23 protein-coding genes and 1 riboswitch are annotated in these 22,267 nt (G+C 50.2%); of the genes, 3 read left to right on the top strand and 20 right to left on the bottom strand.

Translation table 11 applies throughout. The features are described from left to right. Positions 1-55 precede the first annotated feature (55 nt). Entirely contained in the window at positions 56-307 is a 252-nt protein-coding gene (locus tag ACFSDB_RS06660; protein ID WP_204892359.1) for a ferredoxin, read from the top strand. 59 nt (positions 308-366) lie between these two features. Here ACFSDB_RS06660 and ACFSDB_RS06655 read toward each other — a convergent pair whose 3' ends face one another. The 12 genes from ACFSDB_RS06655 to ACFSDB_RS06600 form a co-directional block, all read right to left on the bottom strand. Continuing rightward, on the bottom strand, positions 367-951 hold the full coding sequence (locus tag ACFSDB_RS06655; protein WP_204892360.1) for an ECF transporter S component: 585 nt from the start codon (positions 949-951) through the stop codon (positions 367-369). A 144-nt stretch (positions 952-1,095) separates the two neighbouring features. After that, positions 1,096-1,230: riboswitch (FMN riboswitch) on the bottom strand. A gap of 412 nt (positions 1,231-1,642) precedes the next feature. Then, positions 1,643-1,804, bottom strand: coding sequence for a hypothetical protein (locus ACFSDB_RS06650; protein WP_204892361.1), 162 nt, complete (start codon positions 1,802-1,804; stop codon positions 1,643-1,645). After that, positions 1,789-2,994 carry a GerMN domain-containing protein gene (locus tag ACFSDB_RS06645; RefSeq protein WP_204892362.1) on the bottom strand — a complete coding sequence of 402 codons (1,206 nt, stop codon included), beginning with the start codon at positions 2,992-2,994 and terminating at the stop codon, positions 1,789-1,791. The genes ACFSDB_RS06650 and ACFSDB_RS06645 overlap by 16 nt, the downstream gene beginning before the upstream one ends. Further along, positions 2,984-3,517, bottom strand: coding sequence for an RNA polymerase sigma factor SigX (gene sigX, locus ACFSDB_RS06640; RefSeq protein WP_204892363.1), 534 nt, complete (start codon positions 3,515-3,517; stop codon positions 2,984-2,986). Before sigX ends, ACFSDB_RS06645 begins: the two co-directional genes overlap by 11 nt. A 44-nt stretch (positions 3,518-3,561) precedes the next feature. Continuing rightward, positions 3,562-5,343 carry an ATP-binding protein gene (locus tag ACFSDB_RS06635; protein ID WP_204892364.1) on the bottom strand — a complete coding sequence of 594 codons (1,782 nt, stop codon included), beginning with the start codon at positions 5,341-5,343 and terminating at the stop codon, positions 3,562-3,564. Beyond that, positions 5,336-6,052, bottom strand: a complete 717-nt coding sequence (locus ACFSDB_RS06630) for a response regulator transcription factor (RefSeq protein ID WP_204892365.1) — start codon at positions 6,050-6,052, stop codon at positions 5,336-5,338. Before ACFSDB_RS06630 ends, ACFSDB_RS06635 begins: the two co-directional genes overlap by 8 nt. 197 nt (positions 6,053-6,249) lie before the next feature. Further along, entirely contained in the window at positions 6,250-7,434 is a 1,185-nt protein-coding gene (ccsB, locus tag ACFSDB_RS06625; protein WP_204892366.1) for a c-type cytochrome biogenesis protein CcsB, read from the bottom strand. Further along, positions 7,431-9,086 (bottom strand): cytochrome c biogenesis protein ResB, encoded by a 1,656-nt coding sequence (resB, locus tag ACFSDB_RS06620; protein WP_204892367.1) that lies wholly within the window; start codon positions 9,084-9,086, stop codon positions 7,431-7,433. The genes ccsB and resB overlap by 4 nt, the downstream gene beginning before the upstream one ends. 13 nt (positions 9,087-9,099) lie before the next feature. Continuing rightward, the gene (gene resA, locus ACFSDB_RS06615) at positions 9,100-9,648 is read right to left on the bottom strand and encodes a thiol-disulfide oxidoreductase ResA (RefSeq protein ID WP_377339478.1); all 549 of its coding nucleotides are present in this window, start codon (positions 9,646-9,648) and stop codon (positions 9,100-9,102) included. A gap of 90 nt (positions 9,649-9,738) precedes the next feature. Next, complete coding sequence (locus ACFSDB_RS06610; RefSeq protein ID WP_204892368.1) at positions 9,739-10,470, bottom strand: pseudouridine synthase; 732 nt, start codon at positions 10,468-10,470, stop codon at positions 9,739-9,741. A 195-nt stretch (positions 10,471-10,665) separates the two neighbouring features. After that, positions 10,666-11,253 (bottom strand): SMC-Scp complex subunit ScpB, encoded by a 588-nt coding sequence (gene scpB, locus ACFSDB_RS06605; protein WP_204892369.1) that lies wholly within the window; start codon positions 11,251-11,253, stop codon positions 10,666-10,668. After that, the gene (locus ACFSDB_RS06600; RefSeq protein WP_204892370.1) at positions 11,231-12,004 is read right to left on the bottom strand and encodes a segregation/condensation protein A; all 774 of its coding nucleotides are present in this window, start codon (positions 12,002-12,004) and stop codon (positions 11,231-11,233) included. The genes scpB and ACFSDB_RS06600 overlap by 23 nt, the downstream gene beginning before the upstream one ends. 79 nt (positions 12,005-12,083) lie before the next feature. Here ACFSDB_RS06600 and ACFSDB_RS06595 point away from each other — a divergent pair, with 79 nt between their 5' ends. Next, on the top strand, positions 12,084-12,590 hold the full coding sequence (locus ACFSDB_RS06595) for a DUF309 domain-containing protein (RefSeq protein WP_204892371.1): 507 nt from the start codon (positions 12,084-12,086) through the stop codon (positions 12,588-12,590). Positions 12,591-12,740: 150 nt separating this feature from the next. Here ACFSDB_RS06595 and ACFSDB_RS06590 read toward each other — a convergent pair whose 3' ends face one another. The 7 genes from ACFSDB_RS06590 to ACFSDB_RS06560 all read right to left on the bottom strand — a co-directional run bounded on the left by ACFSDB_RS06590 (position 12,741) and on the right by ACFSDB_RS06560 (position 19,513). Beyond that, entirely contained in the window at positions 12,741-13,100 is a 360-nt protein-coding gene (locus tag ACFSDB_RS06590; RefSeq protein ID WP_204892372.1) for a GNAT family N-acetyltransferase, read from the bottom strand. Between the two features lie 182 nt (positions 13,101-13,282). Further along, positions 13,283-14,602, bottom strand: coding sequence for a diaminopimelate decarboxylase (lysA, locus tag ACFSDB_RS06585; protein WP_204892373.1), 1,320 nt, complete (start codon positions 14,600-14,602; stop codon positions 13,283-13,285). A gap of 77 nt (positions 14,603-14,679) precedes the next feature. Beyond that, positions 14,680-15,984, bottom strand: a complete 1,305-nt coding sequence (locus ACFSDB_RS06580; RefSeq protein ID WP_204892374.1) for a pyrimidine-nucleoside phosphorylase — start codon at positions 15,982-15,984, stop codon at positions 14,680-14,682. Between the two features lie 65 nt (positions 15,985-16,049). Continuing rightward, complete coding sequence (gene deoB, locus ACFSDB_RS06575; protein WP_204892375.1) at positions 16,050-17,246, bottom strand: phosphopentomutase; 1,197 nt, start codon at positions 17,244-17,246, stop codon at positions 16,050-16,052. A 175-nt stretch (positions 17,247-17,421) separates the two neighbouring features. After that, positions 17,422-18,324: a site-specific tyrosine recombinase XerD gene (xerD, locus tag ACFSDB_RS06570; protein ID WP_204892376.1), complete on the bottom strand. Its 903-nt coding sequence runs from the start codon at positions 18,322-18,324 to the stop codon at positions 17,422-17,424. A gap of 73 nt (positions 18,325-18,397) precedes the next feature. Beyond that, positions 18,398-18,859, bottom strand: coding sequence for a ferric iron uptake transcriptional regulator (gene fur / locus ACFSDB_RS06565; protein WP_204892377.1), 462 nt, complete (start codon positions 18,857-18,859; stop codon positions 18,398-18,400). An 84-nt stretch (positions 18,860-18,943) separates the two neighbouring features. Then, positions 18,944-19,513: an NUDIX hydrolase gene (locus tag ACFSDB_RS06560; protein ID WP_204892378.1), complete on the bottom strand. Its 570-nt coding sequence runs from the start codon at positions 19,511-19,513 to the stop codon at positions 18,944-18,946. A gap of 79 nt (positions 19,514-19,592) precedes the next feature. Between ACFSDB_RS06560 and ACFSDB_RS06555 the strand changes: the two genes are divergently transcribed. After that, positions 19,593-20,495 (top strand): aldo/keto reductase, encoded by a 903-nt coding sequence (locus ACFSDB_RS06555; RefSeq protein ID WP_204892379.1) that lies wholly within the window; start codon positions 19,593-19,595, stop codon positions 20,493-20,495. Positions 20,496-21,003: 508 nt separating this feature from the next. Here the strand turns inward: ACFSDB_RS06555 and ACFSDB_RS06550 are convergent. Continuing rightward, a complete protein-coding gene (locus tag ACFSDB_RS06550) occupies positions 21,004-22,206 on the bottom strand; it encodes an aminotransferase-like domain-containing protein (protein ID WP_204892380.1) in 1,203 nt (400 codons plus the stop codon). Positions 22,207-22,267 lie beyond the last annotated feature (61 nt).

Raw genomic sequence — 22,267 nt, 5'->3', positions numbered from 1 at the left:
ATGAATACGATAGTATAACTGAACTTGTTCGGAGATAAAGGAGAGGAATCAATTTATGGCTAAGTATACCATTGTCGATAAGGATACTTGTATCGCATGTGGCGCTTGCGGAGCTGCAGCACCGGATGTTTATGATTACGACGACGAAGGAATTGCGTTTGTTATTCTAGATGATAACATGGGCACTGAGCAAGTTCCAGACGAACTGGAAGAAGATATGGAAGATGCTTTCGAAGGATGTCCGACGGACTCGATCAAAGTCGCGGATGCCCCATTCGATGGCAACCCTCTTAAATACGAAGACTGAAGAACATAAAAAAGCGTTCAGGAATGCGGATCCGCATTCCTGAACGCTTTTTTTATTTATCAATGGGATAGGAAATAGCGCTGCTGTTTTTCAATCCATTTATGCAGGCTCGCAAATAGGAGCAATACCACTGCTGTCAGAGCCAGACCTTTGATCAGATTGAACGGCAGGATTCCCAGAACGATCGTGCCAAAAAGCGCACTCCCTGTTTGGGCAGGCATGTTCAGGAAATAGGTGTACATCGGCAGGAATACCAAATAGTTCAGCAAGCTCATGCCAAGCGCCATCGATACCGTTCCGGCAGCGAGCCCGAACGCCATCCCTTTTTTGTTTGAGAATTTACGATAGATAGCATAGACCGGCAAAATGAACAAGATGCTTGTCGCAAAGTTTGCCATATGGCCAACCGGCACACCGGTCGGGCTGCCAGCAAACAGCCAGTCCAATACGTTTTTGAAAAATGCCACCAGAATTCCGGCCACCGGCCCCATGGTGATTGCAGCGATCAAAGCCGGCACGTCACTGAAATCCACTTTAAGAAATGCAGGCAGCGCCGGGAGCGGAAAGTTGAAAAGCATCAAGATAAACGAAATGCTGCTCAACATCCCAATCGCAATCATCGATTGCAGTTTTTTGTTCTTCATATTCCTCTCTCCTTGTCGTGATTCACCAGAAGAAAAGCTTGGACTATGTGGCCGCATGATAAAACCCTTAAGCGCTAGGCACTTAAGGGAGAAAAGGCACATTTAAAAAGCGTTGCACCGGAAACCGGCGACACACGTCCGCACCTTCACCTTCTCCCATCCAGACTATACTGTCGGCTTTGGAATCTCACCAAATCCTGCGTTTTACGGCTCGCGGGCTTATGAACCTAAGGCTCAATTACCGCCGGTAGGGAATTGCACCCTGCCCCGAAGATGAATCGATATTTTGTTTTACATCCTAATATTAGTAGAAAAAAGCCTGATTGTAAACATGTTTGCTTACAATCAGGCTTTCGAGAAAACTTTTATAAATTTTCCGATGAATGAAACAAGCTGTTACATCGCTTCGGCCGCTTTGGGAAGGAGAAAGACGATTGTTTCTGCATTGCACCTGCATCGCTACGCTAGCTTCGGTGCATGAAAAACCGTCGCTACGCTAGCTTCGAAACAGTAAGGGCATTGCTCCTGCGCAAGCTCGTCGCAAAAGAGGTGCCCAAAAACTTTTGGGCACCTCTTTGGCTTTCGCTAGGAGCCGAGAAAACCACTCGTCTCCTAGTTAAAACCTTCTGCTCCTGCATCGCTTCGCTAGCTTCGTCGCAAATAAAATGGCCCAAACTACCTTTGGGCCATTTTATTGCCCAGCCAGTGGACGCGCCGGCGCTGGAGAGGCTTTCTTTTTAATAGAAACATTCATGTTATGAAGCTGTTTTGCGGAATATCGATTAAGAGACAAGTATTTTATATCTTTCTCAACAAGCTCTTCCAATGCGCCTTGCTTTATTTTGATTTCCATTGGGCTTCGTTCGGCGCCACCGGTTCAGGCAGCGGCTCGGACAAGTCGAAGCCCGCCCATTGATCCTGCTTGGTATTGTCTACCTGCACCCTTTTCCCGAAAGATTTAGCCGTCAGCGCGAGGCTGTCAAGCAGCCGATCAGCAGCCGGGCCGTCAAGCGACTCCAAGTCGAATTCGGTTGTGAATTGGACCGTCACCAGTTCGTCCGCTTCCGTAACTGTGATCTCGGAGTCTTCCGGAATCGTTCCCACGTGGAGGTCCGACGGCGAAGATTGCAACGCTTCGATTGCCTCTTTTGCTGAAGCTTGCGGCATGCCGTACGCCGGAACGAGGTAGGTTTCACCCGCTTCCGTCGTGTGGGCGTAATAAGCCAGATTGCCTTCTTGCGCATCGATCGGCTCAAGCGGTCCGACCTGGCTGAATTCCACAGGTGTTCCGTCTTCATTCTCGACAACAATCGTTTTTGCATCTCTGAACGTCTCTTTCAGGGAAGCGATATACACCTCGATGCTGGCAGATGCCTGGTCATATTGATGATCGCTCGGCAGGACATGCTTCACGGTATCGCCTTCCATGCTGAGCGTGCCAAGATAAGGATGGTAGTCAGTGAATCCGATCGATTGCTCATTGATTTCACTTGCATATTTATTATAGAGATCGACCGAAGTCGGCGTTGTGTCCGGGAAATCTTCGGCAATTTGCTGGTCCGGTATCAGGAATGTCACCGGGATGACCAGCGCATTTTCAGTCAGCCCGATAGAAAACGGAGTGAAGCCTTCCTCGTCGCCAGCATACACCGCAGTGCGTGCAGATTCCTGATTGTTGATCGTGAATGCATTTTCAGAAGATTCCTCTGAACCGCCTTCCGATTCTTCTGCCGGCGCTTCCCCGCCTGCATCGGTTGCAGCCGTGCTTTCTGCATCCGAGCCTTCTGCCGCTTCGTCGCTGCTTGTGCTGAACAACGCGCTGTCCCTGCTGTTCTGGTCCAAAATGGACGCAACCAGGAAACTGATCGTGATAAAGGCCAACGCAGCCACCAGATATGGCAGCCAGCGTTTCGGCTGCGACTGGAGCGGCGCCTTCTTTTCGAGCCGGCGCTGGACTTCTTCTTTTGTCCTGTGGTCCTTGATCGTGGGGAAATCCCGCAACAAATTTTCGATGTGCTCATCATCCCATTTGTTATTCGGCATTCGCTTCTCCCCCTTCCTGAGCGGATAATTTTTCGCGCAATGACTTGATCGCCCGGTGCTGGGTCGTTTTGACCTTTCCTTCGGTCCAGCCCAGCACATCGGCGGTTTCGGCGATGGACAAATCCTGGAAGAAGCGCATAATGATGACCATTTTCTGATCGCCTGTGCACTCATCCAGCATTCGGTACAACTGCACTTTATCTTCATTCAACGAGGCGACTTCATCGGGAATCCGCTCTTTGGAAGCCAATTGCTGGGTTTCCCAATCAAAATGCTCGAAATTATGCTTTTTCCGTACCGCCGCTTTCCGGAAATGGTCGATCGCCACGTTTTTGGCAATAGAAAAAAGCCAGGTCTTTTCCGAGCTTTTCCCTTCGAACCGGTCATATGCACGGAACACACGGATGTAAACTTCGTGCATCAAGTCTTCAGCCAAATGGCGGTTTTTGACGAGATAAATCAGGAACTGGAATACATCCTGATGGTATTCGTCGTACAGGCGGTGGAAAACGGAGTCCTTCATGTACTCCCCCCGTTCTTAGATTAGTCGTATCCAGTCTCAAAAAGTTACATTTTTAATAACGGCAGCAAAAAGATGAACGACGTGCCTTCGCCGACTTTGCTTTCGGCATAAATCTTACCGCCGTGCGCATTAATGATGCTGCTGGCGATCGCTAGGCCAAGGCCGGTTCCGCCTTTGCCAAGCGTACGCGCTTTATCCGCTTTGTAGAAGCGTTCAAATACATACTGCAAGTCTTCTTCCGGGATGCCAACTCCGGTATCGTTGATGGAGATTCTGGCATAGCCTTGCTCCATCGAAACCTTGACCACCACTTGGCCGCCCTCGAGGGTATGGCGGATGGCATTGTCGATCAGGTTAGTCATGACTTGTTCGATCCGGTCCTCGTCGAGTTCCGCTGCAGCCCAGTCGTCCAATTCCGTCTGGAATGAAAGTTCGATGCCTTTCTCTTTTGCGATTGGCAGGAACTTCAGTGTCATCCGTTCGATCACGCCGTTAAGCTGAACCGGTTCTTTGTAAAGGCGCATATGGCCCGATTCCATTCTGGCCAGATTCAGCAGATCAGTCACCAGGCGCCCCATGCGCTGGGATTCTTCATAAATGATTTTCGTCATTTCGCGCCGCTCTTCCTCTGAAGCCCCAACGTCGTCCAGAAGCGCTTCGCTATAGCCTTGGAGCATAGCGATCGGCGTCCGGAGTTCGTGCGAAACATTGGCTATGAAATCTTCGCGCAGTTTCTCGAGCTTGTGCTGTTCTGTCATGTTATGGAGGACAGCCACTGCCCCGCGGATTGAATCTCCGCTGTAGAGCGGGCTGAACGAGATGGCGTAATAGGCGCCTTCCATTTCCAGCTCTTCTTCGATTTCTTCTTCGAAATCGAGGACGTGCTCCAGCATGTGGATCATTTCCGAAGGCAGGGGCTCCCCGCTTTCCATGCCCCTTTTCAACAGCCATTGCTCCAGCAATTTTTCTGCAGGAGGATTGCTTAAAAGGATGGTCCGGTCCTGATTGAATGTAATGACCGCATCCGCCATCGACGTCAGGATGCTCGACAGCTGCTCTTTGTCCTGGTTGATCACTTCGACATGGTGCTTCAGCTGCTGGCCCATCTGGTTGAATGCGACGGCCAGCTGCCCGATTTCGTCGCTTGAAGTCGCTGCCACTTTGGTGTCGAATTTCCCTTTTGCCAATTCAAACGCACCTTCCCGCATTTTCCGCAGCGGCAAGGTAATGCGCGTCGACAGGAAAAAGGCAAAAAATGTCGTCAGCAAGAAAGCGATAAATGCCGAGAGAAAAACGATGTTCGTCGTCCGCTCAGCGGTCTGGTCCATCACTTCCAGCGACTGATAGATGAACACGGTACCGTGGACCTGTTCGCCCGTCTGGAGCGGACTTGCCAGGACGATATACGGCTCCATGCGGTCTTCTTCCGTCAATGAAGGCAGAAGCATTTCCTTCATGACCGTTTCATCGGTTTCAAACACTTTCTGGAACGCTTTTTCGTTGAGGATTTTTTCTCTCAGCGCATTGCCATTGAGGCCATCGTGAATATAATAGGAAGCTTCTTTAGGAACTTCCGCTATTACGGCATTCGTCTGTGGCCCGAGGATATCCTCCATGATAGCCAACGAATTTTCAAGTTCTGCATGGTCATTGAAGATGCGGGCGATGGTAGCCGCTTCCCGGTTCAGCGTTTCTTCGACCGCTTCACTGTGGTAATTGCCCAAAAATTCCAAAAGCAGCACTGTCACAATGAACAGGACAAAGGAAACGAGAAGCAATATGGTGATCCATAGCTTCCCGACTACACTTCGTAAAAAATTATTCATTTCCTACCTCGAATTTATAGCCGACGCCCCACACCGTGACAATCATTTTTGCAGCGCTTTCCGAAACGCGGTTCAATTTTTCGCGCAGCCGCTTTACGTGGGTGTCGACTGTGCGCAGATCACCGAAAAAGTCGTAATGCCAGACTTCTTTCAGCAGATGTTCGCGGTCAAAAACTTTGTCCGGCGATTTCGCCAGGAAATACAGCAATTCGTATTCTTTTGGCGTCAGGTTGACTTCTACATTATCCGCTGTGACGCGGTGGGCATCATGGTCGATCGTCAGGTGCGGAAAAACGACCAGGTCTTTGGAAACCGTCGATTTGGCGACCGGCGAATAGGCCGATGACCGGCGCAGGATCGCTTTGACGCGCAGCACGACTTCACGCGGGCTGAACGGTTTGACGATGTAATCATCCGCTCCGGATTCAAACCCTTGGACACGGTTGGCTTCTTCGCCTTTTGCGGTCAGCATGATGATTGGCGTCATCTTGGTTTCGCGCAGTTCCGTCGCCACTTCGATGCCGTCTTTTTCCGGCATCATCAAATCGAGCAGGATACAGTGGTAATCTTTTTCTATTGCCATCTCCAGCGCCTGGGTGCCGTTTTCAGCTTCTTCCACCAGGTAGCCTTCGCGTTCTAAATACATTTTCAGTAATCTGCGGATTCTTTCCTCATCGTCCACAACTAGGACTGTGATTTCCTCTGACATCTTAATCCCTCCAACTTTTTCTCTCGGTTTCATTGTACCGTCTACCTACTTAAAAATAAATAAAAAGCCTTTTGCTCTAGCTGAAAAGGCTTAGGCTTTTTCCACCGGCCGGCAGCTTTTCCGGAACCATCGGAAACTGGCATCCCTTGCCTTATAAAGCAAAAGCCCTTTCCGTTTCCGGAAAAGGCTTTTGGAGCTTAAGCGTATGAATGCAGCCCTGCAATAATCAAGTTGACTGCTACCAGGTTGAACATGATGATCGCGAAGCCGACCACGCCGAGCCACGCGGATTTCTCCCCTTGCCAGCCTTTTCCAAGGCGCAGATGCAGGTAGGCGGCGTAGAAAAGCCATGTGACCAATGCCCATACTTCTTTCGGGTCCCAGCCCCAGAAGCGGGACCAGGCAATCTGTGCCCAGATCATGGCAAAAATCAACGCTCCCAGTGAAAACAGCGGGAAGCCGATGATGACGGCCCGGTAGCCGATTTCATCCATGAGCTGCAAATTGACGTTTTTGACAAAAGGCTTGAAAATTGCGGCAATCCTTTTGCGCGCCACCAAACGGATCAGCCAGTAAAGCACCGTCCCCACAATGAAGGACCATGCGACCGTCGTCAGTTTGCTGGCGTTGACCACTGCCGGCGTCTCCGCCAGCGGCGTCATAGTGCCTTCGGTCAATTGAGTGTATTCATTCATGCCGAAAATCGGCGGCATTTTATACGTGATTGAGGCTTCAGCGCCGTCTTTATCCACGTAACTGAATTCGGCTTCATAGCCGGTCGCTGTGAAATAAGTGCTGGCGATGACAAAGCCCATCACCACAACAAGCGAGTACATGATGGCTTCAAGCCAGAAGCGCTGCTTCGACTTTTTCGCCATATCCACTTCTTTCAGCAGAAAGACCAACCCGGCAGCTGCGCTGATGGCGAGTATCCCTTCAGCAATTACTACGGTGCTGACATGGATCGCCAGCCAGTTTGATTGGAGCGCCGGTATGAGCGGGCTCACTTCGCTCGGGAACATGCTGGCGAACGCAATGATCAGCAATGCGATCGGCAGGACGATCATGCCCACCACTGGCGTTTTATACAATGCATAAATGATGATGAATCCGCCGACAAGCGTCATGCCGAATGCCGTCGTGAATTCGAACATATTGCTAAGCGGTGCATGTCCGGTTGCGCCCCAGCGGGTAAAGAAATACCCGAGGTTTGCCAGGAAGCCGAGAACTGTGATCGCAAATGCGATTTTCCCCCACCGGCCTTCCGATTTGAACGAACCGGATTTATTGCCTTTTACCGCTCCTCCGAAAACGAATGTCGCAATCAGGTAGGCGATAAAGGCCACATATAATAAATTCGCGCTAATGTCAGCTAAACTCATGACGTCAGTTCACCTTCCTTTTTCTCCAGTTTTTCCATTGCTTCCTGTTGGTCCCGATAGGCAGGAAGCGCCGCATATTCGGTTACCTGATCCAGGTCTTTCTTCAAGCCGAACCAGTTCTTATTGGTATGTCCGGCGAGCATGATGCCGCCGTCCGCTTTTTGCTGGATCCAGAAGCGGCGATGGTTGAAGTACATCCCTTGTGCGACCCCGATCATGAATATCAGGCCGCCCAAGCCCAAGATCGGCAATGTGCGGTCCTTGCGGATGGTCAAACCGGAAACATCACGCGTTTCCGCGCTTTGGAAGGCCAGTTTGTACTGGTTATCCCCAAACGGCTCCACTGTGTTCTGGATGGTGATGAAGCTGGTTTCCCCTTCCGGCGTCTCTGGGGTGGTCATTTCCACCAAGAGGCCGGGATTGTTCGGAAGCGGCGTAGCCGTCTGCGGTTCGCCGTTTTCGAATCCGGAGAAATCCGGATAATAACCCAGCAATTTGACTTTGCTGCCATTTTCCATTTCATACTCTTTATCCGGGTTGACCAGATCGACTGTCAAATCGCCGAACGTTTCTTCCGTTTCCTTGTTCAACAAGGAAAACGTCATCGATTTCAATTCGTTCTGTTTGAAATCCATCTGATAAACCGCATAGCCGTCGAATTTCAACGGTTCATTGACGCGGATCGGATACTCTTTCACTTTTTCCATATCTGTTGCCCCAGGCAGGCTGTTTTCCGGCTTTTTATAGAGGACGATGTCCGTCTGGTAGTTTTTCGCGACCGACCCTACGCGGTCCAGTGCTTCACCAAACTTCGCCTCTTCGTCTTCGCCTGTGTAATTTTCGACGACAAACCCTTTATTTTCAAGGGAGTAGCCGGGAGCTTCCGGAATCGCACGGGTTTCCCCTTCGCGCAGCCAGAGCGTTTCATCGACATAGAATCCCGGCATCATGCGAAGCATGACCCCGAACAGGAAGATAATCAATCCGATATGGTTGACGTAAGGGCCCCAACGGGAAAAGCGGCCCTTCTCTGCAAGAAGCCCATTTTTGTCGGTCGTGACGTTGTACTTCAATTCTTTTAATTTTTCTTCAGCCAACTTCATGGTGTCCGCTGAACCGGACCCTTCCGCAAAGATGCGCTGTTTGTTCATGAAACTGGCATGCCGAAGCACGCGCTGGTTTTTCAATGAACGGTAAAGCGGCACAAAGCGGTCCAAACTTGCGACAATGAGCGAAATCGCGAGCATGCCGACAAGGATGATGAACCACACGGATCCGTACAGGTCATGGAAGCCAAGGAAATGATAGACTTTCCCGATGCTGCCGTAGACATCCGAATAATAAGCTTCGATCGTTTCAGGTGTTCTGACCGGCACATCGACGTATTCTTCCTGCGGCAGAATGGTGCCGATGGCTGCTGCTACGAGAAGCACGACGATAATGCTGACGCCGACTTTCACGCTGGAGAAGAAATTCCAGATCTTGTCGACGATCGATTTGTTATAGGTTTGCGACCTTCTTGCCGTTCCCTCGTAACGCATATCGACGAGTTTGCTGTTTTGTTCTTTTTCAGTCAAAGACCGCCCGCACGATTCACAAAGAACAGTTCCGGGCGGATTCATATGGCCGCACTTGCATTGCATTTTCTCCATCCGAAAAAACTCCTTATTCAGGTTTGATTGATTCCATATAGCCTTGGATGTCTTGTTCTGTCATCTCGCCCGTAATGATGCGTTCGATATCGCCTTCCGGGTTAACGAGAACCGTGGTCGGCAGCGGACGGATGTTATAGGCGGTCATGACGTCTTTGGTCTTATCGATGACGACAGGGAACGTGAGGCCGTACTGGTCGGCGAAACTCTTCACTTCGAAATCCGATTGGGCAATATTAACGGCAAGCACTTGCACGCCTTTGTCCTTGTAATCGGCATACTGGCTGGCCATTGCCGGCATCTCTTCCTTGCACGGCTCACACCAAGTGCCCCAGAAATTCAGGAAAACGCCTTGCCCTTTATAATCGGACAATTTGTGCTGGTTCCCTTCCAAATCGGTGAGCGAGAAGTTCGGCGCCTCATCGCCCGGCTCCAGAATCATCACGTCTTTAGCCGTGACGCTATTGTAGATGGTGTAACCGATCGCCGCGATCAGCACCAATAAAATGGCCGAGCGCATGATCAGACGGTTTTGTTTTTTCTTGTTTTTTTTCTCATTCAATGTACTTCCTCCTTCGAGGTCTGGATGCAAATCCAATTATAGCAAAGTTTCCGAGGCGAAAAAAAACCACATTTGAAGGGTTTGTGAACGTTAAACCCGCTTCCCGGTTTCAGCCATGACGCGGAGAAGCTTGACTTCATGCGCTGATAATTCCCGTGATTCGCCGGCATTCAGCCCCTTTAAAGTTAAGAAAGCGAACTGCTCGCGGCTCAGTTTCTGCACTGGAAACCCAATGGCATCGAACATTCTGCGCACTTGCCGGTTGCGGCCTTCGTGGATGGTGATCTGGACGATTGCTTTGCCGGTTTTCTTATCGCCCGACAGCAGCTTCACTTTTGCCGGCGCGGTCATGCCGTCTTCCAGTTTGATGCCGCGTTCCAGCTTTTTAAGATCTTCTTTTGTCGGAATTCCTTTCAAGCGGGCCACATAGGTCTTATCGATTTCAAATTTCGGATGCGTCAGCAAATTGGCGAATTCGCCGTCATTGGTCATGATCAACAAGCCCGACGTATCATAATCCAGACGGCCGACCGGGTAGATCCGTTTTTCAATATCGCTGAAGAAATCCGTCACCACTTTGCGGTTTTTATCGTCCGTAACGGCCGAAATGACGCCGCGCGGCTTGTAAAGGAGATAATAGACTTTCTGTTCTTTCTCCAATTGGACCCCTTCGACTTCAATCGTATCGTTCTGGGTTACTTTCGTGCCCAGTTCCTTGACCACTTTCCCGTTGACTCTGACTTTCCCATCCAATATTAATTGCTCCGACTTGCGTCGGGATGCTACACCTGCATGCGCAAGCATTTTCTGTAATCTCTCCATAAGTTCACCTCATTGATAGTTTTGCTGAAAAACAGCAGTACCGCCAAATAGGCAGCTGCTGCCTTCCATAGAAAAGCGGAAGCGCGATTGCTGTAAACATTCTTGTATCCGTTCGTCTCTCTCGGAATTATGTCACATTTTCGCTAAAAGAGAAAGAAGACTGTTTGGCTTCCACAGTCTTCTTCCACAGGCTTTTTAGACTTCAACTTCCTCTTTGAATGCTTCCTGGAATTTTGTCATGAACAAATCCGTCTCTTCCTCATCTGCCGCATCTTCTTCCGGCAACGGCGGAAGCTCGTCCAGATCCTTCAAACCGAAATAGTCCAGAAATTCCATCGTTGTGCCGTAAAGGATGGCGCGCCCGGCGCCTTCCGCCCGGCCGGTTTCCTGGATCAACCCTTTAGCCGCAAGGGTATGGAGCGGCTTTTCGCTCTTCACCCCGCGCAGGTCTTCAACTTCAAGGCGCGTGATCGGCTGCTTGTATGCAACAATCGCCAGCACTTCCAGGGAGGCTTGCGAAAGGGCCTGGGGGGTCGGATTCTCCACCAGCTTCTGGATCGTCTCCGCCATTTCCGGCTTGGTCACCAGCTGATAAACCCCTGCCAATTCCTTCAGCATAATGCCGGTTTCCGGGCTTGAATATTTCTGTGTCAAACTATCGACACTTGCTGATATCTCGTGTGCTTCCGCTTCCGTTAAAAATTGGAGCTGGCTCATTGTCAGCCCGTCATCTCCTGCAACAAACAATAACGCTTCTATTTTACTCGAAAGAGTCGTCATCATAATCCCACGTCTCCTTTTTCAGTTCCACCATCAGTTCGGTGAAATTTTTCTCCTGCTCCACTCCGATCACTTGGCGCTTCATCAGCTCCAGGACCGACAGGAACGACACCACTAGTACGGTCCGGTCGTTCGAAGGAAACAGCTCCGTGAATTTTGTGCGCCCCTTATTGGCCTTTAGCCGGCCGACAATGGACGTCATCTGGTCTTTGATCGAAACTTCCTGCCTCGCCACCCGGGCAGCAAGCGGCGCCTTCAGCTGTTTGCGGCGCAGCATCTTCTGGAACGCGCCGAGCATGTCGTAGGCATTGACCTCCAGGTCGATGTTTTCCGGAGGGGCAGCCGTCTGCAGATCGGTCAAATCCATCGGGGCCTTTGTGTAGATCGCCGAGCGGTTCGATTCCATTTCCTTCAACGCAAGAGAAGCATCCTTGAATTTGCGGTATTCCACAAGCCGCGATACGAGCTCCTCACGCGGGTCCTGTTCGTCGAATTCGAAGGAGATGTCGTCCATATCGCCTTCGTGGACCGGCAGCAGCATTTTGCTCTTGATCGCCAGGAGCGTTGCCGCCATGACGAGGTACTCGCTCGCTTCGTTCAGTTCCAGCACTTGCAGTGCGCGGATATGTTCCATATACTGTGTAGTGATTTGAGAAACCGGTATATCGTAAATATCAATTTCCAAACGGTGTATTAAGTGCAATAATAAATCTAGCGGGCCTTCGAAAGCCTCTACTTTCACTTCGTATGACATGATTCGCCACCTGACTGTATATTTGACTCGCAATCCAAAAAGAAACCATTCACTTTATTATAGTAGAAAGGGGTTCAAAATGCACCCACTCCAACACAAGCTCTTTATCCAATACATTATTCATTTCAATATAGAGAAAGATTATTTTGAATGCCATGAAGTCGGCGAGGAGTACTGGAAGGCGCTCGCACCGAAAGACAAGATGCACCCTTTGACCGGCTGGATCCAAGTGGCTGTCGGCATGTACCACTGGAGAAGGAGCAATTATCCGGGGGCACTCCGCTCGTTCATCCGTTCCAAGGCAAAACTGTCGGATGCCGGCATTTGGGTGGAGGGCTTCGACCGCTCGGAACTCATCGAACAGATATCCGGCGCCATCCTGGCTGTGACCGAACGCAAACCTTTCGAGCCGTTTCAGCTGCCGGTCATTTCCAAGGAACTGCAGGAAAGCGTTGCGGCCTATATGCTTGAGCACCCGTCAAAAGAGCAGGACCCGCATTTCATCATGCACAAGCACCGGCTGCGCGACCGCTCTTCGATCATCAATCTGCGCGAACAGCGGAAAAAGCGCAATTTGGAACTCTAATAAAAAGCCTGCTTCGAAAGTTGCAAAAACAGCGCCCCTTTTTTCAGGGACGCTGTTTTCTTTTGGCTGCTGCCAACGCAACATCATTATATTTATATAACATAAAAAAGAGTGCCGGGTTTCGGCACTCTTCCATAAGTTTTTGCAGAATCAAATTTGCGCTTTTTTCTCTAGGCACTTCTGTATAAACGCCGCTGTTTCATCTGTTGTGCGCATTTCTTTGTCCTGCATAATCTGCTGGATCTTCTCTATCATCGCCTGACCGACGCCTTCCCCGCGATGGGAAGGGTTGACCGACACATGATGGAGCGTGAAGAAGTCGTCGCCGACTTCCACTCCGAGGAGCCCGACAAAATCATCGTCTGTTTTCCAAAGGAACAATTGCCAATCAGGATTTTCTTCGTAAATATGCATCGTCTGCTGCAATTTTTTCAGCTCTCGCTCTTTAGGCATGAACGAAAGAAGCCCCATTGCGATTTTCTCAAAAGATTTCTTATATCTGAATAACATATTCAATCCCTCATTTTCGTCTTTAAGCGGCTTTTTCCATCCTACTATAGATCGGGAAATAACTCAAGTTTGCCGGAGCCGCCCCTACATGACGTTTTCGGCGAGAAAGAGCCAGTAGACGACGCCCCATCCGATGGCCATTAGCAGCAGGATGATCAGCAGCGTAACGTTGACGCGGTTCATCAGCTTTTCACCTGTTTCCGGTAAGACATGTCCTGTCCGATGAGATCTTCAAGCGTTTCACGCTTCACCACCAGCTGATGCCCGCCGTCCTCCACAAACACGACAGCCGGGCGCGCCAGGCGGTTGTAATTGCTCGCCATGGAATAGCCATAGGCGCCGGTGCAGAAGACGCTCAGGATATCCCCGGCTTCCAATGGCGGCAGTTCGGCATCTTCGATGAGTTTATCGCCGGATTCGCAGCATTTGCCGGCAATCGTATAATGCTCGGTCAAAGCTGCCTCCGCTTTGTTGGCGACCAGTGAACTGTATTTCGCCCCGTAAAGCGCCGGACGGATATTATCCGACATCCCGCCGTCTACAGCCGCGTATTTGCGCGTCCCTGGCACTTCCTTCATCGATCCGACGGTATAAAGCGTCGTGCCGGCGTCGCCGACAAGCGAACGGCCCGGTTCAATCCAGATTTCCGGCAGCGGGAACACGGCTGCTGCCGCGGTTTCCTTGACCGTTTCAATCATCCCTTTGACATACACGGACGGTTCAAGCGGTTCGTCTTCTGCGGTATAGCGGATGCCGAAGCCGCCGCCAAGATTCAGGACCGGACACAGATAGCCGGTTTCTCCGTGCCATGCCGACATTTTCCCGATCAGCTTTTCCGCGGCCATGCGGAATGCCGCCGTATCAAAAATCTGGGAGCCGATATGGCAATGCAGCCCCAATAGCTTCAGATACTTGTGCTCATGCGTCTGCCCGAAAGCGTCGTCTGCTTGCCCATTGTTCAAGTCAAAGCCGAATTTCGAATCTTCCTGGCCGGTGGTGATATAGTCATGGGTATGCGCTTCTATGCCCGGTGTTACGCGCAGCAGGATATTCATCGGTTGTTTCCGGTCTTTGGAAATTTTCTTCAACTGGCCGATTTCATGAAAATTGTCGACCACGATACAGCCGATCCCTTCTTCGAACGCCATCTCCAGTTCTTCCAAGCTTTTATTGTTGCCGTGGAAATGGATCTTTTCTTTCGGGAAGCCCGCTTTCAATGCTGTATACAATTCTCCCCCCGAAACGACATCGAGCGACAGGTTTTCTTCTGCTGCAACCTGATAGATGGCAATGCTTGAAAACGCTTTGCTTGCATAAGCGACCTGATAGCCGATGCCGGCTTCTTCGAACGTTTTCTGGAAAGCCTGTGCCCGTTCACGGAACAAGGCGATATCGTAAACAAAAAGCGGCGTGCCGTAGGTTTTAGCCAATTCAACCGCATCCGTTCCGCCGATTTCAAGATGCCCTTGCGCGTTGATCTTCTGAGTGCCGTATAAATGCATGATTTCCCTCCTATGGATGACGAACGGTCCATTACGGATATAAAAAAACTTGCTGAGAATAAACCCAGCAAGCCATTTTAATCGGTGATCAGCGCTGAAATCAGCGGTGTCTTTTCAACCGGTTCGCTTGTATATTCTATACTATTATATATCATATTTATGCAATCTGCGAGTTCTTCAGTATTGGCATAAATTGTGGCAAGCTTTTCGCCTTCCGCTACATAATCGCCGACTTTCTTGTTCAGCACGAGGCCGACAGCCAAGTCGATTTCCGATTCCTTCGTCGCTCTTCCGGCTCCGAGCACCATCGCAGCTGTCCCGATTTCATCTGCCTCCATAAAGGAAATGTAACCGGCCTGCTTCGACGGAATCTCTTTTACGAACTTCGCCTGCGGCAGCAAACCGACGTCGTCAACGATTGCGGGATTGCCTCCCTGCGCTGCGATGAACTGCTTCATCACTTCGAGCGCTTTGCCGTTGGCAATGACTTCTTCGAGCATCGCGCGGGCTTCCTCAAGGGTTTCCGCTTTGCCCCCGACAACCACCATCTGGCTGCCGAGCACGAGGCACAGCTCTGTCAGGTCTTCAGGTCCTTTTCCTTGTAGGGTTTCGATGGCTTCTTTCACTTCCAAGGCATTTCCGATTGCAAAGCCGAGCGGCTGGCTCATGTCAGAAATAATCGCCATTGTCTTGCGTCCCGTTGCATTTCCGATGCCGACCATTGCATGGGCCAACTCTCGTGCATCTTCTTCTGTCTTCATGAATGCGCCTTCCCCGATTTTCACGTCGAGGACGATGGCATTCGCACCGGCTGCAATTTTCTTGCTCATGATCGAACTGGCAATCAACGGAATGCTGTTGACGGTTGCCGTCACATCACGCAGTGCATAGAGCTTCTTGTCGGCAGGCGTCAAATTGCCGCTTTGGCCGATCACCGCAAGTTTGATGTCATTCACTTGCTTGATAAAATCCTCTGTCGATAATTCCACGTGGAAGCCTTCAATCGCTTCGAGCTTATCGATTGTCCCGCCCGTATGGCCGAGCCCGCGTCCGCTCATTTTCGCTACCGGCACGCCGCACGCTGCAACAAGCGGCCCAAGGACGAGCGTGGTCGTATCGCCGACGCCTCCTGTCGAGTGCTTGTCCACTTTGATGCCGTCGATTGCAGACAAATCGATCTGGTCTCCAGAGTTCGCCATCGCCATCGTCAAATCAGCGCGTTCACGCTCCGTCATGTTCTGAAAATAAACCGCCATCAAAAATGCACTCATCTGATAATCGGCAATTTCCCCTTTTGTATAGCCGGCGACGATAAACTGGATTTCTTCAGTCGTCAATTCCAGGCCGTCACGCTTTTTCTCGATCAAGTCGACCATTCTCATGGCAAATACCCACCTTTTTCAATCTGATTTGATCTATCCATTTGCTGTATTGAGGTTGCTGCGTTTCAGCGATCCGCGCCATCCAATTTCGACAGGAAGCTCGTGCCGAATTGCGGCATCGGTGCGGAAAAGTTATCCGCGATCGTTGCGCCGATGTCGGCGAAAGTTTTGCCAAGCGCAAGTTCTTTGCCGCTGTCAAAACGCGGTGAATATGCCAGCAGCGGCACGAATTCGCGGGTGTGGTCCGTGCCCGGGAATGTCGGATCGTTGCCGTGGTCGGCTGTAATGATCAATAAATCATCCGCATTCATCCCTTCGAGCACTTCCGGCAATCTGCGGTCGAACGCTTCTAGCGCTTCCGCATAGCCCTTCGGATCACGTCTATGGCCGAACAGGGCATCAAAATCGACGAGGTTCAAAAAGCTCATGCCCGTAAAGGATTGCCCGGCAACTTGTGCTAATTTGTCCATTCCATCCATATTGTCTTTCGTGCGCAGCGCTTTTGTCACGCCTTCGCCGTTGAAAATATCATTGATCTTGCCGATGGCGATCACATCTTTGCCGATGTCCTTCAATTCGTTCATGACCGTGCGGCCAAATGGCTTCAAGGCATAGTCATGGCGATTCGATGTCCGCTTGAAAGCCCCTTTTTCGCCCAAGAACGGACGAGCAATGATGCGGCCCACCAAAAATTCAGGGGCCAATGTCAGTTCACGTGCGATTTCGCAGATCCGGTAAAGCTCTTCGAGCGGGATGATTTCTTCGTGCGCTGCAATTTGCAGAACCGGATCGGCAGAAGTATAGACGATGATTGCGCCGGTTTCCATATGCTCTGCACCCAGTTCATCCAGAATCTCGGTGCCGCTCGCCGGTTTGTTGCCGATGACTTTGCGGCCGGTCTTTTCTTCCAGCTGCTCGATCAATTCCGCCGGGAAGCCGTCCGGGTAGACCTTGAACGGCGTATCGATGTTGAGGCCCATGATTTCCCAGTGCCCAGTCATCGTATCTTTGCCGACAGAAGCTTCTTGCAATTTGCCGAAATGTGCCAGAGGCTGTTCCGCTGGCGTAAGCCCTTTCACGGGAACGATGTTGGCCAGACCGAGCTTCTCCATGTTCGGCATCGAGAGTCCGCCAACTGCTTCCGCAATGTGCCCAAGTGTATCGGATCCTTTGTCGCCATACGCTTCAGCGTCCGGTGCTTCTCCGATTCCCACAGAATCTAGCACTACGAGGTGAATTCGTTCAAAAGGTTTATTCGTCATTTGTTTTCCTCCTTATTTACGATTCTATATTACCACAAACTGCACTCTTGTCAGAAGTCAGACCTATTTTTCGAGATTTATTTTCTATCCATGTTCCCGGCCATCGGACAGCGTTGCTTTGGAGCATGGCACCGCTGTCTGGCAAGGGCATAACCGTCCGTTTGCGCCGCTTTTGCTACGCCCGCGGATGGAACTGGCTATAGACGTCTTTCAATCGGGTCTTGCTGACGTGCGTGTAGATTTGGGTCGTGGATATATCCGCGTGCCCGAGCATTTCCTGGACTGCCCGGAGGTCCGCCCCATTCTCAATCAAATGCGTAGCGAATGAATGGCGCAAGGTATGCGGTGTCAATTCCTTCTGGATTCCGGCTTTTTGGGCATGCTGCTTGAGCAATTTCCAGCAGCCTTGCCGCGTCAGCCGCTTACCCCGCTGGTTGATGAACAGGGAATCGGTTGCAGCCCCTTCTTTCACCAGCTGGCCCCTGGCTGTCTCCAGGTAGCTGCGGCATGCCTCGAGGGCCGATTTGCCAAGCGGGATAATGCGTTCTTTGCCGCCTTTGCCGAAACAGCGGACAAAGCCCATCGTCAAATTGATGTCTTCTATATCCAGATTGATGCATTCACTGACGCGCATGCCGCTTGCATAGAGCAATTCCAGCATCGCCCGGTCCCGTATGCCGTTCGCTTTATCGCGGGCCGGCGCTTCGATGAGCGCATCCACTTCTTCGATCGACAGGATATTCGGCAATTTCTTTTCCATTTGGGGCATTTCGAGGTGCACCGTCGGGTCATTGTCGACCACCCGTTCCCGGATCAAGAATTGATGGAACGAGCGGATCGATGAAATGTGCCGTGCAACGGTACGCGAAGTCTTCGTCGTTTCCTTCAAATGGCGCAAGTGATTCAAAATATGTACACGCTCCACTTTCCGCAAGGAATCAAGCTGTTCAACTTCCTTTAAATACTGCAAATAACTTTTAAGGTCCCGTTCGTATGAAACGAGCGTGTTTTCGGCTAACTGCCGCTCCACCCGAAGAAAATGCAGGTAATCATCCAGTGCATCTTTAGCGTATTTCACCGTAAATCCCTCCCTTTGCATAAATAGAAAAAGAAGGACTGCCTTTCTGGGGCGTCCTCCTTTTTCTCACTGGTCATTCCGTTTGGTCTTGTGAGCCGCGATCATGGCAGCGCCAGCAGATGCCATGAAAAGTAAGACGGTGGTCTTTTATTTGGAAATTCCATCGCTTTTCAACAACGGCTTCCACATCTTCAAGCAGATCTTCCTGTATTTCATCTACCGCGCCACATTCTATGCACACAAGATGGTGGTGGAAATGCGCCGCGCCTTCTTGGCGCAAATCATAGCGGGACACTCCATCACCGAAATTTATTTTATCGACAATTTTCAATTCAGTCAGCAATTCCAATGTCCGATACACCGTTGCCAGCCCGATTTCCGGTGCAATGTCTTTCACCAACAGGTAGACGTCTTCCGCACTTAAATGGTCTTCTTCGTGGTCTAACAGGACCCGGACAGTCGCTTCACGCTGTGGCGTCAATTTATAGCTCGCAGCATGCAATTGTTTTTTTATACGGTCTATCCTAGTTTCCATGCGACGCCCTCCCTAAACTGCCTTCATTATATCAAAAGACCGTTCTCATTTACAAGAAATATAACCGTTCTTTGATTAGAATGATTATAATTTAGGGTACGTGCTATTCTCATTTAACAATTTCTGTTTTGCCCAAAGCACAGCAAACGCCGTTTTTGCATCGTAAATTCGGTTGTCTTTCATCATGTCTTCCGCTTCATCGATTGTCACTTCCATCAGTTCGACGAATTCATCTTCATCAAGGACAGCGCCGGATTCCGATTTTTTCAATCCGATCGCGGCATAAACATGAATCACTTCGTCCGCAAATCCCGGAGACGTCGAGAACGACTGGATCAGCTCGAGCTTGTCCGCCGTATAGCCGGTTTCTTCTTCAAGTTCACGCATTGCCGTATAAGCCGGGTCTTCCCCTTTCTCGATCTTGCCGGCAGGGATTTCGATGATGGACCGCTCCAGCGCTTTGCGGTATTGCTCGACCAGAATCAATTTGTTTTCAGCGGTAAGGGCCACAAGCGCGACCGCTCCCGGATGCTCGACCAGCTCACGTTTCGATGAGTGGCCATTTGGCAATAAAACCTCATCCACTTTCAGATTGATGATCTTCCCTTCATAGATACGCTCCGAACGCGTGGTTTTTTCTTCGAATTTGCTCATGTGGATCCTCTTTTCATTTGTGGTTTCTCTACCGCAAAGTATACCATAAGAGAAACGACAAACTAAACGAGGTGGCAGTGTGAAGAAGAATATTCTAGGAAACAGTGGAATCGAAGTAAGCGAAATCGGCTTGGGCTGCATGTCCTTGCCGTTGGATCTCCAGGAATCGAAGGCAATCATCAAAGAAGCGCTCCATCACGGCATCAATTATTTTGATACAGCTGACCTGTACAACAAAGGGAAAAACGAGGAATTGGTCGGCGAACTTTTGAAGAATTACCGAAAAGATATCATCCTCGCGACGAAGGTCGGCAACCAATGGAGCAGCGGATCCGACGAAGTCCGCTGGAATGCATCAAGAGCTTACATCCGGGATCAGGTCCATAACAGCCTGCTGCGCCTTCAAACGGATTACATCGATCTGTACCAGCTGCACGGCGGCATGGCGAGCGACGATACCGAAGAGACGATCGATGCATTTGAATCGCTGAAAAAAGAAGGGCTCATCCGGGCTTATGGCATTTCTTCGATCCGCCCGAATGTCATCCGGCGCTTTCTGGCAAAAAGCGATGTTGCCAGCATCATGATGCAATACAGCCTGTTGGACCGCCGTCCGGAAGAATACCTTGAAGAAATCGGCGCCGGCGGCCGTTCTGTTGTCACACGGGGCACCTTGGCAAAAGGGCTCTTAACAAACGACGGGCTGAAGCGTGCCGAAGGAGCAGATGGGTATCTGGCGTACGGAGAAGCAGAATTAAAAGAAACCCTCCGGAACCTGATGGACATCAACAGCAACCTCCACGCGCTTGCACTCCACAGTGTGCTTGGGCAGCCGGCTGTCGCTTCCGTCCTCGCCGGCGCCAGCTCCGCTGATCAGCTTGCTGCTACGGTGTCGGCCTATGAGACCCCGATAACCGTCGAAGAAATTGCACAGGCGAAGCAAGCGACAAAGCAAAATTTTTACGAGCAGCACCGCGATTAAGTGCATGACCGCAGATTCTGTTCTTTTCGAATGCTGTTTAAGTGGAAGCTTTATGCAACTGACCATAGCTTTTAAAACAAAGGAAAAGTGGCTGTCCAAAAGGCTGCTGTCCATTGCGGCGGACGCTTTGCGACGAAGTGCGCAGCACTGCAACGGTTTTTCATGTCCCGAAGCTAGCGCAGCGATGCAGGGACAGGAGCAAAATGTTTGCACTCGCCGCCTCCATTTCCATCAGCCGTTATAGAATAAGGAAAAGGTCAGAGGAGAAAAGCATTGCTTTTTCTCCTCTGACCTTTTCATTTTAGGCTTTTTAGACAGTGCCTTTTTTTGAATGGGTTACTTCCGACAATCGCATGATATGCCGACTAATTTTATGAATACTTTTCTTACACTTTAAGTGCCCTTTTAGAAGGTAACCTGTTTTCTGAAGAATTCAAGTTTCTCACGAACTTTTTCATTACCTTTATCGTTCATATTGACCAACTTTCGAGAAAAAGGAAAAGACGAGTTATTTCACCATAGCTTCTGTTCTTAATTCCCGATGCAAAACTTCTCCGATGCGCTTCATGCCTTCAACAATTCGTTCTTCTGAAGAGTTTGAGAAGTTTAACCGAAGCGCATTTTGTTGTGAGCCGGTTGCGAAAAAGGCGTCTCCCGGCAATACAGCGACGCCGTTTTCAAGACAGGCAATCGAGACCTTTCTCGCGTTTAAATTGGCGGGAAGTTCAACCCAAATAAACAATCCCCCTTCGGGTCTCACACAGGAAACCGCCTCGGGAAAGTATTGATTGACGCAGGCAAGCATCGTGTTGCATCTGTCGTGATAAGCGGCATTGATCTTTTCAATATGCAAATCGATATCATTTTGTTCCATGTATTTAGTAGTGATCCGCTGCGCAAAGCCATCGGAATGCATATCCGCGGATTCCTTGAATCCCATGTATTTTTCGATGATCACTTCGTCGGCACAAATCCAGCCAAGCCGAAGCCCGGGTGCGAATATTTTTGAGAAAGAACTCATGTAGATGACACGGCCTTCTCTATCAAAATGCTTGATCGGCGGAATTGGAGTTCCCGAAAAGCGGATGGCACCGTAAGGATTATCTTCCAGAATCAATACATCATATTGTTGAGCCAGCTCGAGCATCCGCTTTCTTCTATCCAGGCTCAGCGTGCGGCCCGTGGGATTTTGGAAATCAGGAATCGTATAGATGAATTTTGCATGGGGATTTTCTTGAAGCCTTTTTTCCAATTGTTCCATAAGCATGCCGTTCTCATCCATCTCAACGTCTACAATATTGGCATTACAGATGTTGAAAACGTTAAGCGCCGCCAGATAGGTTGGGCTTTCGCAGATGACTGTATCCCCCTCATCCAGAAAAAGGCGTCCCGTTAGGTCAATCGCCTGCTGGGAACCGGACGTGATCATGACTTGGTTCAAATTCGCCTGGATGCCGATTGCTTTCATTCGGTCAAGCGTTTTTCGGCGGAGAGGGGCATGCCCCTCGGTCGGGCTGTATTGAAGGGAAACCGGTCCGTCTTCATTAAGAACAGCTTCACTTGCTTTTTTCAGGGCCTCCATAGGAAACAGTTCTGGTGCTGGAAGTCCACCGGCAAAAGAAATCAATTCGGGTTGTTCTGAAGCGGTTAAGATGATCCGCATATCCGAAGGTTTCATCGCGTTGGCTCTCTTGGTGAATTTATGAATCATAATGTGGTCCTCCTATATTCTGTGAAATGAAAAAAGCAACTTTAGCATATGAAAAAAACAC

The organism is Planococcus chinensis (genome assembly GCF_042681545.1).
GTDB lineage: Bacteria > Bacillota > Bacilli > Bacillales_A > Planococcaceae > Planococcus > Planococcus chinensis.
This window is presented reverse-complemented; position numbering and strand designations above follow the sequence as displayed.